Source organism: Pseudomonas sp. R15(2017), from assembly GCF_002112685.1.
In the GTDB taxonomy this organism is placed as follows: Bacteria; Pseudomonadota; Gammaproteobacteria; order Pseudomonadales; family Pseudomonadaceae; genus Aquipseudomonas; species Aquipseudomonas glycinae.
Map to the genome: position 1 here is coordinate 348,449 of NZ_NEII01000003.1, position 14,358 is coordinate 362,806.

Below are 14,358 nucleotides of genomic sequence, written 5' to 3' on the forward strand. Positions count from 1 at the left end.
GCAAAGAGCCGGCATTCTAGGGTGGATCAGAGCTCGGCGGCCAGACGCGAACCCTGATTGATCGCACGTTTGGCATCCAGTTCGGCCGCCACATCGGCGCCGCCGATCAGGTGCACTCTCTGCCCGGCTGCCACCAGACCGTCGTGCAGCTCGCGCAGCGGATCCTGGCCGGCGCAGATGACGATGTTGTCCACCGGCAGCACTTGCGGCTCGCCGGTTTCGCCGATGCGGATGTGCAGGCCTTCGTCGTCGATCTTCAGGTATTCGACGCTGTTGAGCATCTGCACCTGCTTGTTCTTCAAACCGGTGCGGTGAATCCAGCCGGTGGTCTTGCCCAGGCCGTCACCGACCTTGGATTTCTTGCGTTGCAGCAGGAACACGTCACGCGCTGGTGCGTGCGGTGCAGCCTTGATCCCGGCCACGCCACCACGGGCTTCCAGATTCGTGTCGATGCCCCACTCTTTCCAGAACGCGGCGCGATCCTGACTGGTGGCCACGCCTTCATGGACGAGGAATTCCGACACGTCGAAACCGATACCGCCGGCACCAATCACCGCCACACGCTTGCCGACCGGTTTGCGCTCGAGCAGCACATCCAGATAGCTCAGCACTTTGGCGTTGTCGACACCCGGAATCGCCGGCAGACGCGGCGCAATGCCGGTCGCGAGGATGACTTCGTCGTAACCGCCCTCGACCAGTTTTGCCACATCGACGCGGGTGTTCAGACACACCTCAACGTTGGTGGTCTGCAACTTGCGTTTGAAGTAACGCAGGGTTTCGTAGAACTCTTCCTTGCCCGGCACACGTTTGGCGACATTGAACTGGCCACCGATCTCGCTGGCCGAATCGAACAAGGTCACCTGATGCCCGCGCTCGGCGGCCACGGTGGCGGCAGACAGACCGGCAGGACCGGCACCGACCACGGCGATTTTCTTGATCTGCTTGACCGGCAGGTAATTGAGCTCGGTTTCGTGGCAGGCACGCGGGTTGACCAGGCAGCTGGTGAGCTTGCCGCCGAAGGTGTGATCGAGGCAGGCCTGGTTGCAGCCGATGCAGGTATTGATTTCGTCGGCGCGGCCTTCGGCGGCCTTGTTGACGAAGTCCGGATCGGCGAGGAATGGCCGCGCCATCGAGACCATGTCGGCATCGCCTTCAGCGAGGATCTGCTCGGCGACTTCCGGGGTGTTGATGCGGTTGGTGGTGATCAGCGGAATATTCACCGAACCGCGCAGCTTGGCCGTGACCTTGCTGAACGCCGCACGCGGCACTTTGGTGGCGATGGTCGGGATCCGCGCTTCGTGCCAGCCGATGCCGGTGTTGATGAGGGTCGCGCCGGCCTGCTCGATGGCTTTTGCCAGGGTGACGATTTCTTCCCAGGTGCTGCCACCTTCCACCAGATCGAGCATCGACAGACGGAAGATGATGATGAAGTTCGGGCCCACCGCTTCACGCACCCGGCGAACGATCTCCACCGGCAGGCGCATGCGGTTTTCGTAGCTGCCGCCCCAACGGTCGGTGCGGTGGTTGGTGTGAGCGGCGAGGAACTGGTTAATGAAATAACCTTCCGAGCCCATGATTTCCACGCCGTCGTACTCGGCGGTCTGGGCCAGTACCGAGCAGGTGACGAAATCGCGGATCTGCTTCTCGATGCCTTCCTCGTCCAGCTCTTTGGGCTTGAACGGGTTGATCGGCGCCTGAATGGCGCTCGGCGCGACCTGTTTCGGACTGTAGGCATAACGGCCGGCGTGGAGGATCTGCATGCAGATCTTGCCGCCCGCCTCGTGCACGGCGCGCGTGACGATGCGGTGTTTGAGCGCTTCTTCCTCGGTGGTCAGCTTGGCTGCACCGGAATACACGCCGCCCTCGTCGTTCGGACCGATACCGCCGGTGACCATCAGGCCAACGCCGCCACGGGCACGCTCGGCGAAATACGCCGCCATGCGTTCGAAACCGCCCGGTTTCTCTTCAAGGCCAGTGTGCATCGAGCCCATGAGGGTGCGGTTGCGCAACGTGGTGAAGCCCAGGTCCAGCGGGGCCAACAGGTGCGGGTATTGAGTGGCGGTCATCGTTAACTCCACAGCGAGCGATCACGGAAAATGCGGGAGCTCTGCGTCCCCCGTCAGTCATGCTCGACAGATTAGGAGTCGCCTCGCTGTCACTCAATGACCGTAACTGACAAGTTATTGATCCAAATGCGCAGCACCCCTTGGCAAGCCGGGGCTGGCGCCCTACCCTGTCCGCACACCCTGTACCCGGTTGTTGTTGGATTTCATGCGCAAACTTCTGTACCTGACTTTTTCCATGGCGCTCATCGCCGCACTCACCTTCTACGCCATGTGGGCGGCTGACCGTCCGGCCGGTCATTACCTGTCGGACCTGCGGATCAAACTCGCGGTCGATCAGGGCACGCCCGCCGACCGTGGCAACCTGCTGGGCATCCAGCCCGAGCTGTTCCCCACCGACTACCAAAGCCCCGAACGCCTGCACCGCAAGCTCGCCGCCTATTTGCAGCAGGCGCAGGATCAGGGGCTGTTGAATGAAAAAACCGTGGTCATCCTGCCGGAGCATGTCGGCACCTGGCTGATGATCAGCGGCGAAAAAGACGAGCTGTACCAGGCCGCCACCCTCGCCGAAGCGATGAACTGGCTGGCAGCGAGCAACCCGGTGCAGTTTGCTCGCGCCTGGCTCACCGCCAAGGGCAGCAGCCGTCTGGATGACGCGCACCTGCGCATGAAGTCCCGGGACATGGCCAAGGACTATCAGGCGCTGTTCGGTGGTTTGGCCAAGGAGTTCCACGTCACTCTGGTGGCCGGCACGATCGTGTTGCCTGAACCGAACATCACCGACGGCCGGCTCAAGGCCGGCAGTGGCGCGCTGTACAACAGCACGGTGGTGTTCGGTCGCGACGGTGCCCCGCTCGGCCAGCCGCAGCGGCAGATGCGTCCGGTCTTCGATCAGGATGACTCCGGCACCCGCGAAGCGTCGCGGATCAATGTGATCGACACCCCGGCCGGACGCCTCGGCGTGTTGATCGGCAACGACAGCTGGTACCCGGACAACTACCGCAAACTCGACGAGCAAGGCGCGCAGCTGATCGCGGTGCCCGCGTTTGTCGTCGGTCATGGCGTGTGGGATCAACCCTGGAAGGGTTACAAAGGCTCGAGCGTGCCGGACTCGGTCAGCCTGAAACCAGGAGCAGTCAGTGTAGGCCAAGCCTGGCACCAACTGACCCTGACCGCGCAACCGCCGGCCAGCAAGGCGCAGGCCGGTATGAGTGTGTTTCTGCGCGGGCAGTTCTGGGACAAGCCGAGCGCCGGGCAAAGTTTCCTCAGTAGCAACGGCCAGCAATTCGCCGACAGCGAAGCCCGTGGCGCGCGCCTGCTGAACCTCTGGTTGTAACCCGTGAAGCCGCTGCCGATGCGTCTTGGGGATCTGTCAGTGGGCTTCGTCCACAGCCTGGCCGATGCCGTGCGCAGCCATGACATCGATCCCCTTCCCTTGCTCGAACAGTACGGCCTGGATGCCGCCCGGCTGGCCGAAGCCGGAGCGCGCCTGTCGATCCCGCGCTACATGCGCCTGGGACATGGCGCGATCCAGCTGACTGGCGATCCGGCATTGGGTTTGCGCATGGGCCAACTCAGTCGCTTGAGTCAGGCGGGGCTGGCCGGTGTGACTGCCGCGCAGGCCCCGACCGTGCGCGAAGCCGCGCGCTGCCTGACGCGCTTCGAACCCTTGTACGGCTCCAATTATCGCGGCCAGTCGAGTTTCCACGAGGACGCCAGCGGTGCGTGGCTGCGGTTCTATTCCATCAGCCCGTACAACGCCTACAACCGCTTTGTGGTGGATTCGATCATCGCTGGCTGGCTGCATCAGCTGTCCAGCATCAGCCCCGAACCGTTGCGCGCTGAACGGATCGAGATCGAATTTGACACCCCGGATTATCGCGACGCTTATGCGGTGCTCGGTGAATGCCCGATCCAGTTTGGCGCCGAACACAATCAACTGCGTCTGAGCCTCACCGACCTGGCCCGACGCAACCCGGAGCATTGCCCCAGCACCTGGAAACATTTGCTCGGCTTGTGTGAACGGGAACTGGAACAACTGACCCGCACCCGCAGCCTGCGCGAACGCATCACGCAATTGCTCGGGCCGTTGCTCAATGGTGGCCGGGAACCGGACCTGGAAGAAGTGGCGGCACGTTTGAAGCTGCCGACCTGGACGTTACGGCGAAAGCTGGCCGAAGAAGGCACGCAGTTTCGCGCGATCCTCAATGACACCCGCCGTGATCTGGCGATGACCTACATACGCGACACCGAACTGGCATTCGGTGAAATTGCCTACTTGCTGGGCTTTGCCTCGGCCGAAGCTTTCCAGCGCGCCTTCAAGCGCTGGAACGGCCAGACTCCGGGCGAATTTCGCCGTAGTCACCGCAAGACAGGCTGACGCCTCACAGCTCGGTGGCGTCTTCCGCAGGCTCTGGTGAATCCAGCTCAAAGGCCTGGAATTCCAGCAGTTCTTCTTGATAGTCATCCATTGCGTAATCCCCCTGACGCTTGCTTGAAATGGCCTGGAACAAATGACCAGCGCCTCGAGCATAAAGTGCCCGTGTGAAGGAAAAATGAAACACGGCCTTCATGAAATAAACGTAGCAGGCGGTCAGGGATTTATCGCGGGATATTTTTCGACGGGGCTGGCAGGAAGAAGCTCAAGGGAGACAACAAAACGCCACGCGTCCGACAGGAGCCGGAGGCGTGGCGTGAAGTTTACTGCCCGGACGCAGGCATGGCCGGAATCGGCTCGGACGGCGGCGGAATGTCCGTCGGGTTGGCCGGAGGGGTGATGGTTTCCGTTGCGGGCGCAGGCTCGGCAACCGGTGCCGGAGTGATCGGTGCAGCTTCGGCCGGCGGGGCTACCGGTTCGGAGCTCACCGGGGTTGCCTCTGCAGGCGCTGGCGTTGGCGCCGCAGCGGGCGCCGGGGTGGGTTCAGTCGCAGGGGCTGGAGCCAACGGAGCCGGCGCCGCCTTGGCTTCCGGCACACCCAGATCGGTCTTCGGTTTTTCGGTGATATGCGCAGCTTTCTTCGCGTCGGCTGGCAGGAACAGCTCGACCAGAGTGAAGAAACGTTCGTAGAACTTCTGCGAAGACACGGTTTCGCTGGCCACCTTGACCATCGAATCGTCAGACGAGCCGATCGGCATCGACACCGAGCCCAATACGCCGACACCGAGGCTGGCCGAGTTGTTGGTCTTCTTCAGCGCATAGCGGTCCTGCAAGGCGTTGGCGAACACGGTGGCGTGATGGCCGGCGCTGCCATCATCGGCGCACACCACGTTGAAGCTGATCTCCAGATGGGTTTCGCCGGTCTGCTGGAAGCTCTTGTGGCCGCTGACCAGTTTCGGGTCATTGCTGGTAATGATGTAGCCCTGGCTGAGCAACGCTCGGCGGGCCGCTTCGCAACTGGCGGTGTCGGTCACCGGGTAATTGCGCGAAAAGGTGCCGGAGTCGTCGAAATTCTCATGCTCGTAGATAGGCTTGTCCTTGGAGCAGCCGGCAGCGGCGGTCAGCAACAACGCCAACCCGATGAAACGCACGGGAATAGAATTCAACATTAAACATCCTGAGGGAAAACGGTCCGGGGCGTATTGTGCAACAGATCGCTGCCCCGCGGCGTATGGATTAGTGTCTTAAAACAGTTACAACTCTACCGGTCATGGACGACAGGAAAAAGTCGCGCCGATAAATGATCGATGAACACGCGCAATTTGGCGGTTGCATGCCGGCTTGATGGCCACAGGACCCAGAACTGCCCGACGTGCTCCAGATGCTCATCGAGCACGCGCTGCAGGCGACCCTGCTGCTGCGCCTCGAAGATCATGAAATCCGGCAGACAAGCGATGCCCATGCCCGCCAGCGCTGCATGCCGCACGGCTTCGATCGACGCACTGACCAGGCGTGTCGGCAAGATCGGCTCAGGAGCGCCCTCCTCGCGTTTGAACGGCCAGGACTCCAGTTTGCCGGTGGCGTGAAACGTATGGCGCAGGCAGGCGTGCTCCGCCAGATCAGCCGGGGTCAGCGGTTCGCCGCGCTCGCGCAGGTACGCAGGACTGGCCACCAACACCATGTGAAACTCGCCCAACGGTCGTGCCATCAGTCGCGAATCTCGCGGTTTACCCGTCCGGATCACCGCATCGAAGCCTTCTTCAACCACATCGACCATGCGATCGGTCAGGTCCAGATCCAGTTCGATCTGCGGGTACAACGCCATGAACTCGTTCATGACCGGCATCACCAGGTCATGCACCTGCGGCAGGCTGACCCGCAACTTGCCGTGAGGCGCCGCTGCGGCATCGCACAGTTCAAATTCCGCCGCCTCCACTTCGGCGAGGATCTTGCGGCAACGTTCAAGAAACAGCGCGCCTTCGCTGGTCAGCGTGATGCTGCGGGTGGTGCGGTGAAACAAGCGCACATTGAGTCGAGCTTCCAGGCGGGCGATGCTTTTGCCAACCGCCGACGAGGACACGCCCTGCAAGCGGCCGGCCTCGGTAAAGCTGCGGGTTTCCGCCACCTGCACAAACACTGAAATACTGCCCAGGCTGTCCATTCATCCCTCCCTGATTCGCGACATTCTTGTCCGAGATGTTCGGAACCCTAACCTGTTTTTCCCGAATGTGCAGCGCCCTAACCTATGGCCTTCGTCTCCTTTGGCAAAATGGAAACCCGCCCATGAACGATGCGCCACTCACTTCCCCCTCGCTCGCCGGCACGGTCGAGCCCGCGGAACGATTACCGCTGGGCGCATTGCTAGCGCTCGCCACCGCCGGGTTCATCACCGTGCTGACCGAGGCGATGCCCGCCGGCCTGCTGCCGCAAATGAGCGCGGGGCTTGATGTCTCTCAAGCCCTGATCGGGCAACTGGTCACGCTGTACGCCATCGGTTCGATGCTGGCGGCGATTCCGCTCACCATTGCCACACGGGGCTGGCGTCGGCGCCCGCTGTTGCTGGCGGCCATTAGCGGGTTTGCCATCGCCAACAGCATCACTGCGTTGTCCGAGCTGTACTGGCTGACCCTGATTGCACGCTTGATCGCAGGCGTGTTCGCGGGGCTGCTCTGGGCTTTGCTGGCGGGGTACGCGAGCCGGATGGTCACACCTCACTTGCAAGGCCGGGCGATTACGGTGGCCATGCTCGGGGCGCCGCTTGCGCTGTCGCTGGGCATTCCGGCCGGGACGCTGCTGGGCACGGCAGTCGGCTGGCGCCTGAGCTTCGCGATCATGACCGGGCTGACCGTGCTGTTGGTGATCTGGGTGCGTTGGCAAGTACCGGACTTCGCCGGTGAACGCGCCGGAAAGCGCCTGCCACTGCGTCAGGTGTTTACCTTGCCGGGCGTGCGATCCGTGTTGTTTGTGACTTTGTCCTACGTCGTCGCGCACAACCTTCTGTACACCTATATCGCGCCATTTCTGGAGCCATCGGGACTTGGCGTAGAAATCGACCGGGTGCTTCTGGTTTTCGGTCTGGCATCGGTACTGAGCATATGGATCGTCGGCAGCCTGATTGATCGCTGGCTGCGTCAGCTGGTACTGGCCAGCACCCTGTTGTTCCTGCTGTCGGCGATCGCACTGGGGCTATGGCGCGAATCGCCGGGAGTGGTCTACACCGCTACCGCTGTCTGGGGCCTGGCATTCGGCGCGATGCCCTCACTGTTGCAGACGGCCCTGGCGAAAACCGCCAGGGAGGCTGCCGATACCGCGCAATCGATGCTGGTGACCCTGTGGAATGTCGGCATTGCCGGCGGCGGGCTTGCGGGAGGCCTGTTGCTGAACAACCCGGGCGTCGGGAGTTACCCGTGGCTGGTCGCAGGTCTGTTGCTGCTGACTCTGCATGCGACCGTCAATGCCCGAAGTCATGGCTTCCCGAACGCGGGATAGCGCGCACAAAAAAGCCCCGGATTTTCATCCGGGGCTCGGGTCTTGCGGCTCAGCCAGGCATCAGAAACGCTTGATGTCGGCTTCGGCTTCCAGCTGCTTGCGGTACGCCGCGAAGTCTTGCTGACCCACACGCGATGCGAGGAAGCGACGGTATTGCGCTTTCTCTTCATCGGTCGGAGCCGCTGCTTCGTTCACGCCGTTCAGGCGCACGATGGTCAGGCTGCCATCCGCCAGCGTCACGCTGGTGAAGGTCGGCTTGTCCTTGGCAGCCGGCTTAGGCATGCGGAACAGTGCTTGCAGCACCGCCGGGTCAACGCCTTCCTGAGCGCGGTTCGCCGCTTCAGTGACTTTCCAGCTCTGACCATCCACCGCCTTGTCCAGCGGGGTCTTGCCATCACGCAGACTGGCGATCAGTTGCTCCGCCTTGGTCTTGGCAGCCGCGCTGGCGTGCTCTTTGGTCAACTGGGCGCGAATGGCGGTGGCCACGCTTTCCAGCGGCAATTGAGCAGGCTTCAGATGCTCCTTGGCGCGCAGCACGATCACGGTTTCCGGATCCAGCTCGATGGCGGTGCTGTTGGCACCCTCTTCCAGCACTTCGGTGCTGAACGCGGCAGTCACTACAGCACGGTTGGCTGCAACGCCTTCGCCACCTTCACGGCCGAACGGCTTGGAGGTGTGCACGGTCAGTTTCAGATCCTGCGCTGGCTGGGCCAGGTCGGAGGCTTCGAACGAAGAGTCTTCCAGTTGCTTGGTCGCCTCGACGAAACGCTGCTCGACTTGCTGGGTTTTCAGCTCGCGGGTCAGCTTGTCTTTCAGGCTGGCCAGGGTCGGCACTTCAGGCGCCTCGACACCCAGCAGCTTGATCAGATGGAAACCGAAGTCGGTGCGAACCGGCTCGGAAACCTGATCCTTGTTCAGCGAATACAGGGCTTTCTCAAAGGCTGGATCGTAAACGCCAGGACCGGCATAACCGAGGTCACCGCCGTTGTTGGCCGAACCCGGATCCTGCGAGAACTCCTTGGCCAGCGCCTCGAATTTCTCGCCCTTGGCCAGACGCGCCTGGACTTCTTCGATCTTCGCCTTGGCCTGGGCCTCGGTGGTCTTGTCGTTGACTTCGATCAGAATGTGCGCCGCACGACGCTGTTCCGACAGGTTGGCGATCTCTTTCTGATACGCCGCCTGCAGGTCTTCGTCCTTGACGGCGACCTGATCGAAGAACGAAGACTTCTTCAATTCCAGGTAATCGATGACCACTTGATCCGGGGTCATGAATTCCTTGGCGTGCTCGTCGTAGTAAGCCTTGACCTCGTCATCGGTCAGCTTCACGGCCGAAGGGTCAGCCTTGATGTTCAGCGTGGCGAAGTCGCGGGTCTGTTTTTCCAGACGGGCGAAGGCCAGCACCTGAGCGTCGGTCACGAAACCGCTGCCCGCCACACCGGCGCGCAGTTGGCCGATCAGCATTTCCTGAGCCAGCATCTGGCGGAACTGCATGCGGCTGTAGCCCAGTTGACGGATCACCTGATCGAAACGGTCGGAGCTGAACTTGCCGTCGACCTGGAATTCAGGCGTCTGCAGGATCACTTGGTCCAGGGCCGCTTCGGAGAAAGCGAATTTCGATTGTTCTGCGCCTTGCAGCAGCAGCTTGCGATCGATCAGACCCTTGAGGGCCGATTCGCGCAGCATTTTTTCGTCCAGCAAGGAAGCGTCGAAATCCTTGCCCAGTTGTTGCATCAGCTGACGGCGTTGCATATCCACCGCCTGGCTCAGCTCGTTCTGGCTGATTTCTTCACCGTTGACCTTGGCCGCCTCATTCTTGTGAGTCGTGGCCTGGAAAATGGCGTCGAAACCGGTCAGGGCCATCAGTGCAACGATGACTCCGATAATGGTCTTGGCAATCCAGCCTTGTGAATTGTCCCTGATATTCTGCAGCATGCGTCCCCCAGAAACGGTTGAACTTCAAAATTTGGCAACCGTGGAGTGTGGGTAGAATCCGGATAGAAGAAAGGCGCATCCGAGGATGCGCCTTCTCGTAACTGGCGGAGCGGACAGGGCTCGAACCCTCGATCCCGGTGTGACAGGCAACTGTTTCAACTACCTGCTCTACCGCTCCGCTGCCAAGTCAGGCATGACCCCGACCCGGATGGGTAAAATCCTGAATCAAACTTAGTTGACGGCTTCTTTCAGGGCTTTACCGGCTTTGAAACCTGGCTTTTTGGCTGCCGCGATTTCCAGAGTCTTGCCGGTCTGTGGGTTACGACCGATGCGAGCTGGACGATCAGTCACGGAGAAAGTACCGAAACCAACCAGAACAACGGAGTCGCCGGCCTTGAGAGCGCCAGTGACGGATTCGATTACAGCGTCCAGCGCACGGCCAGCAGCAGCTTTCGGGATATCAGCGGATGCAGCGATAGCATCAATCAGTTCCGACTTGTTCACTCTAAGTCCCCTTATATCTATTTGAGTATGATTCTAAGTTTTTTGGTGAAAGCAAAAACGAGTGCTGAATGGCCTACAGACACTTAAGAGCCGCTTTATAACAAGGGCTCTAAAAAGCTGTCAAGGAAGCCCCCCAGGCAAAAGCGTATTAATGCGTGCTAATTCTTTCCTTAGAGTCAGACTCACGTTTTTCGTCCTTGGCAACTATCTCCGGAGCCACATCCGGCAAGGGCTCCGGCGCGTATTGCAGCGCAATTTGCAGGACCTCGTCAATCCATTTAACCGGTTTGATCTGCAGATCCTGCTTGATATTGTCAGGAATCTCCTTCAGATCACGCACGTTCTCTTCCGGAATAATCACGATCTTGATTCCGCCACGGTGAGCGGCCAGCAGTTTTTCCTTCAGACCACCAATGGCGAGAACTTGACCACGCAGGGTGATCTCGCCGGTCATGGCGACATCGGCACGCACAGGAATACCGGTCAACGCCGACACCAGCGCAGTACACATGCCTACACCAGCGCTCGGGCCGTCTTTTGGCGTCGCGCCTTCCGGCATGTGAATGTGGGTGTCACGCTTCTCGTGAAAGTCCAGGGGAATGCCCAGGCTCTTGGCACGGCTGCGCACCACCGTCAGAGCCGCAGTGATCGATTCGACCATTACGTCACCCAGCGAACCGGTCTTGATCAGTTGACCTTTACCCGGCACCACAGCGGCTTCGATGGTCAGCAGTTCGCCGCCCACCTGAGTCCAGGCCAGGCCGGTCACCTGACCGATCTGATCCTGCTGCTCGGCCAGACCGTAGCGGAACTTGCGAACGCCGAGGAAATGCTCCAACAGATCAGCTGTCACTTTTACCGAGAAGCGTTTTTCCAGCGCGTGCTCTTTGACCGCCTTGCGGCAGACCTTGGCAATCTGCCGCTCGAGGCCACGCACACCGGCTTCGCGGGTGTAGTAACGGATAATGTCGCGGATCGCTTCTTCGTCGAATTCCAGCTCGCCCTTCTTCAGGCCGTTGGCTGCAATCTGTTTCGGCGACAGGTACTTGACCGCGATGTTGATCTTCTCGTCTTCGGTGTAGCCCGGCAGACGGATGACTTCCATCCGGTCCAGCAGCGCCGGCGGAATGTTCATCGAGTTCGAGGTGCACAGGAACATCACATCCGAGAGGTCGTAATCGACTTCCAGATAGTGGTCGTTGAAGTTATGGTTCTGCTCCGGATCGAGCACTTCCAGCAACGCCGACGCCGGGTCGCCACGCATGTCGCTGCCCATTTTGTCGATTTCATCGAGCAGGAACAGCGGGTTGCGCACACCCACTTTTGTCATCTTTTGAATCAATCTTCCTGGCATCGAACCGATGTAAGTCCGACGGTGACCACGGATTTCCGCTTCATCACGCACGCCACCGAGGGCCATGCGCACGAATTTGCGGTTGGTGGCATGGGCGATCGACTCGGCCAGCGAGGTTTTACCCACGCCCGGAGGACCGACCAGGCACAACACCGGGCCACGAATTTTCTTCACGCGTTTCTGCACGGCGAGGTATTCAAGGATGCGTTCCTTGACCTCTTCCAGGCCGTAGTGATCGGCGTCGAGAATGTCTTCGGCCCGGGCCAGGTCCAGACGCACCTTGCTCTGAGCCTTCCACGGCACCTGAACCAGCCAGTCGATGTACGAGCGCACCACGGTGGCTTCAGCGGACATCGGCGACATTTGCTTGAGCTTGTTCAACTCGGCAGTGGCCTTGGCCAGGGCATCTTTTGGCAGACCGGCAGCGTCGATACGCTTTTTCAGGTCTTCGATTTCGTTGTGACCTTCGTCGCTGTCGCCGAGCTCTTTCTGAATGGCCTTCATCTGCTCATTCAGGTAGTACTCGCGCTGACTGCGCTCCATTTGCTTTTTGACGCGGCCACGAATGCGTTTTTCAACTTGCAGCAGGTCGATCTCGGCGTCCAGCAAGGCGAGAACGTGCTCGACCCGGGCCGACAAATCGATGATTTCGAGGATTTCCTGCTTCTGCTCGATCTTCAGCGCCATGTGCGCGGCCATGGTATCTACCAGTCGGCCAGGCTCGTCGATGCTGTTAAGCGACGACAGGACTTCAGCGGGGACTTTCTTGCCCAACTGCACATATTGTTCGAACTGCGACAGCAGGCTGCGCACGAACACTTCCGATTCGCGCTCGGCGGCATCGAATTCGTCGATCAGCGACACTTCAGCACGGCAGTGGCCATCAACTTCGCTGAAGCGCTCCACAGCACCACGCTGCTCGCCCTCGACCAGAACCTTGACGGTGCCGTCCGGCAGCTTCAGCAACTGCAAAACAGTGGCGATAGTACCTACGCGATAGAGAGCTTCTTCACCGGGATCGTCGTCAGCCGGATTTCTCTGGGCCAGCAGCAGGATCTGCTTGTCGCCCGTCATCGCGGCCTCGAGGGCTTCGATGGATTTCTCGCGCCCCACGAACAGCGGGATAACCATGTGCGGATACACAACGACATCACGCAATGGCAGGAGAGGCAATTCGATGGTGGTCTTCATGATTTCGCCTCTACGGCGGCCATACGGCCGTAATCAGATGGAATTAAACTTGAAACCAAGATGGGGGCTGACTTGAAAAAAAACAAGCGCAAAGCGGATGTAAAAAACGACATAAAAAAAAAGAGGCCCGAAGGCCCCTTCCTTGTTCCGGCAGACCGGGCGCTTACGCGTCCGGCGCAGCCTTGGCAGCCGGCTCACTGTTTTCATAGATATACAGTGGCTTGGACTTGCCTTCGATCACGCTTTCATCGATCACGACTTTGCTCACCTCGGACTGTGAGGGGATTTCATACATCGTGTCGAGCAGCACACCTTCGAGAATCGAACGCAGGCCACGGGCACCGGTTTTGCGCTCCAGGGCACGCTTGGCGACCGATTTCAGCGCGTCGGAACGGAATTCCAGATCCACGCCTTCCATCTCGAACAGCTTGGCATACTGTTTGGTCAGCGCGTTTTTCGGCTCGGTGAGAATCTGCATCAAAGCAGCCTCATCCAGCTCGTCCAGCGTCGCGAGAACCGGCAGACGACCGACGAATTCCGGGATCAGACCGAACTTGACCAGATCGTCAGGCTCGACTTCACGCAGGGATTCACCGACTTTCTTGCCTTCTTCCTTGCTGCGCACTTCTGCGTTGAAACCGATGCCACCCTTGGTGGAACGGTTCTGAATGACCTTCTCCAGACCGGAGAATGCGCCACCGCAGATGAACAAGATGTTACGGGTATCAACCTGAAGGAATTCCTGTTGCGGATGCTTGCGGCCACCTTGCGGCGGAACGGAAGCGACCGTGCCTTCGATCAGTTTGAGCAAGGCCTGCTGCACGCCTTCACCGGAAACGTCCCGGGTGATCGACGGGTTGTCGGACTTGCGCGAAATCTTGTCGATTTCGTCGATGTAGACAATACCCATCTGGGCCTTCTCTACGTCGTAATCGCACTTCTGCAACAGCTTCTGAATAATGTTCTCGACGTCTTCACCCACGTAACCCGCCTCCGTGAGGGTGGTTGCGTCGGCGATAGTGAACGGAACGTTCAGCAAGCGGGCCAGAGTTTCGGCCAGCAGGGTTTTACCGGAGCCGGTCGGGCCGATCAGCAGGATGTTGCTCTTGCCGAGTTCGACGTCGTCAGCCTTTTTGTCACGCTGGTTCAGACGCTTGTAGTGGTTGTATACCGCTACCGCCAGAACCTTCTTGGCACGTTCCTGACCAATGACATATTGATCAAGGATGCCGCTGATTTCTTTAGGCGAAGGCAATTTATGCGCGCTGCTTTCGGCCTGTGCTTCCTGCACCTCCTCGCGGATGATGTCATTGCACAGGTCGACGCACTCGTCGCAGATAAAGACCGAGGGGCCGGCAATCAATTTGCGCACTTCATGCTGGCTTTTGCCACAGAAGGAGCAATAGAGCAGCTTGCCGTTGTCCTCGCCGTTGCGGGTGTCAGTCATT

The 14,358-nt window shown here is 60.0% G+C and carries 11 protein-coding genes; 3 read left to right on the forward strand and 8 right to left on the reverse strand.

Annotated elements, in window-relative coordinates; genetic code table 11:
- Nucleotides 1-26: 26 nt before the first annotated feature.
- Nucleotides 27-2,066 carry an NADPH-dependent 2,4-dienoyl-CoA reductase gene (locus tag CAF77_RS08520; protein ID WP_085654293.1) on the reverse strand — a complete coding sequence of 680 codons (2,040 nt, stop codon included), beginning with the start codon at nt 2,064-2,066 and terminating at the stop codon, nt 27-29.
- Nucleotides 2,067-2,271: 205 nt separating this feature from the next.
- Between CAF77_RS08520 and CAF77_RS08525 the strand changes: the two genes are divergently transcribed.
- A complete protein-coding gene (locus CAF77_RS08525) occupies nt 2,272-3,399 on the forward strand; it encodes a nitrilase-related carbon-nitrogen hydrolase (RefSeq protein WP_064380801.1) in 1,128 nt (375 codons plus the stop codon).
- A 3-nt stretch (nt 3,400-3,402) separates the two neighbouring features.
- A complete protein-coding gene (locus CAF77_RS08530) occupies nt 3,403-4,443 on the forward strand; it encodes an AraC family transcriptional regulator (RefSeq protein ID WP_064380803.1) in 1,041 nt (346 codons plus the stop codon).
- 4 nt (nt 4,444-4,447) lie between these two features.
- On the opposite strand, the gene CAF77_RS28895 is transcribed toward CAF77_RS08530, so the two are convergent.
- From CAF77_RS28895 to CAF77_RS08540, 3 genes are all read right to left on the reverse strand, one after another.
- On the reverse strand, nt 4,448-4,636 hold the full coding sequence (locus CAF77_RS28895; protein ID WP_139831576.1) for a hypothetical protein: 189 nt from the start codon (nt 4,634-4,636) through the stop codon (nt 4,448-4,450).
- Nucleotides 4,637-4,763: 127 nt separating this feature from the next.
- The gene (locus CAF77_RS08535) at nt 4,764-5,609 is read right to left on the reverse strand and encodes a DUF2242 domain-containing protein (RefSeq protein WP_064380804.1); all 846 of its coding nucleotides are present in this window, start codon (nt 5,607-5,609) and stop codon (nt 4,764-4,766) included.
- A 92-nt stretch (nt 5,610-5,701) separates the two neighbouring features.
- Nucleotides 5,702-6,601, reverse strand: a complete 900-nt coding sequence (locus CAF77_RS08540) for a LysR family transcriptional regulator (RefSeq protein WP_085654294.1) — start codon at nt 6,599-6,601, stop codon at nt 5,702-5,704.
- Between the two features lie 122 nt (nt 6,602-6,723).
- On the opposite strand from CAF77_RS08540, the gene CAF77_RS08545 reads away from it, so the two are divergent.
- A complete protein-coding gene (locus CAF77_RS08545; RefSeq protein WP_064380810.1) occupies nt 6,724-7,929 on the forward strand; it encodes an MFS transporter in 1,206 nt (401 codons plus the stop codon).
- 60 nt (nt 7,930-7,989) lie between these two features.
- Here CAF77_RS08545 and CAF77_RS08550 read toward each other — a convergent pair whose 3' ends face one another.
- The 4 genes from CAF77_RS08550 to clpX form a co-directional block, all read right to left on the reverse strand.
- Nucleotides 7,990-9,861, reverse strand: a complete 1,872-nt coding sequence (locus CAF77_RS08550; RefSeq protein WP_064380813.1) for a SurA N-terminal domain-containing protein — start codon at nt 9,859-9,861, stop codon at nt 7,990-7,992.
- Between the two features lie 231 nt (nt 9,862-10,092).
- Nucleotides 10,093-10,365 (reverse strand): HU family DNA-binding protein, encoded by a 273-nt coding sequence (locus tag CAF77_RS08555; protein ID WP_002552737.1) that lies wholly within the window; start codon nt 10,363-10,365, stop codon nt 10,093-10,095.
- A 148-nt stretch (nt 10,366-10,513) separates the two neighbouring features.
- Nucleotides 10,514-12,910, reverse strand: a complete 2,397-nt coding sequence (gene lon, locus CAF77_RS08560; RefSeq protein WP_064380816.1) for an endopeptidase La — start codon at nt 12,908-12,910, stop codon at nt 10,514-10,516.
- A gap of 163 nt (nt 12,911-13,073) precedes the next feature.
- On the reverse strand, nt 13,074-14,357 hold the full coding sequence (gene clpX / locus CAF77_RS08565) for an ATP-dependent Clp protease ATP-binding subunit ClpX (RefSeq protein WP_007951558.1): 1,284 nt from the start codon (nt 14,355-14,357) through the stop codon (nt 13,074-13,076).
- Between the last annotated feature and the right edge of the window lies 1 nt (nt 14,358).